This window comes from Streptomyces sp. SID5910 (assembly GCF_009862125.1).
Taxonomy (GTDB): domain Bacteria; phylum Actinomycetota; class Actinomycetes; order Streptomycetales; family Streptomycetaceae; genus Streptomyces.
In genome coordinates, this window is record NZ_WWHX01000076.1 from 1 (window position 1) to 1,167 (window position 1,167).

Genomic DNA, 1,167 nt, shown 5'->3' on the forward strand with positions numbered 1-1,167 from the left:
TGAACACGCCGTGTCCACGGTGACCGCAGGACCTTCGAGGCCGAACGTGTAGGAGATGCGGCCGGAGACGACGCTGGCTGCGCTGCCGGTCACCAGGTGACCTTCGACGTTCTCGGCGGGTGCCTCGCGCAGATTGCGGGCGTAGTCCTGTCCGTTGCTGCCGATGAAGACGCCGGTCTGGCTGCCGTGCAGGAGCGTGCCGTCGATACCGGCTCGTTCGAATGCTTCCCAGGACGTCTTCAGCAGCAGGCGCTGCTGCGGGTCCATCGTCGTCGCCTCACGAGGCGAGATCCCGAAGAACTTCGGGTCGAAGGCTCCTGCGTCGTCGAGGAAAGCACCCTTGTCGACATAGCTCTTGCCCGTCTCATCCGGGTCGGAGTCGAAGAGGCTGTCGAGATCCCAGCCGCGTCCGTCGGGGAAATCGGTCAGTACGTCGCGTCCGTCGACCAGCAGGTTCCACAGGTCCTCGGGAGTCCGTACCCCGCCCGGGAAGCGGCAGCTCATGCCGACGATGGCGATCGGCTCGTCGTCCGTCGCCGTCGCTACGACGGGCACCGGTCCCCCGTCGCCGCTCAACCCCAGAGCTTCCTCGCGCAGCACCCGTGCCAACGCCCGCACCGTGGGGTGGTCGAACAGGAGGGTGGGCGAAAGCTTCAGCTCCGCGGCCGCATTGAGGCGGTTGCGCAAGGTGACGGCAGCCAGGGAGTCGAAGCCCAGTTCCTTGAAGGCTCGGTCGACGTCGACCGTGTCCGCTCGGCGGTGCCCGAGCACGGCGGCGACATGCGAGCGCACGAACTCGACGACTGCTCGTTCCTGTTCGGCTGCCCCCAGTCCGGCGAGCCGCTGCCGCAGCGTCCCGCCGCCTGGAGCGGAACGGTCGGCGGCCGTGTCACCAGCGGCGCTCCGCGTCAGCTCCTTCAGCAGGTGTGAGGTATGCGTGGTCGCCCTCGCCTGGGCGAGGGTGTCCCAGTCGACGTCTGCGACGACCAGTGAGGCGGCCATCGGGTCGTTGACCACCGACTCCAACTCGGCGATCGCCAGGTCGGGGGCCATGGCGGGCAGGCCGTGCCGCTCCCAACGATCCGCCACGGCATAAGCCATGCCGTCGTCGGCCCAGGGGCCCCACGCGATCGACGTCGCGGGCAGACCCTCACCACGCCGCGCCTC

The 1,167-nt window shown here is 68.9% G+C and carries 1 protein-coding gene; it reads right to left on the bottom strand.

The window, feature by feature from the left end:
- Nucleotides 1–1,167: type I polyketide synthase (locus GTW67_RS03110; protein WP_237518625.1), on the bottom strand; the 1,167-nt coding region annotated here is incomplete at both ends.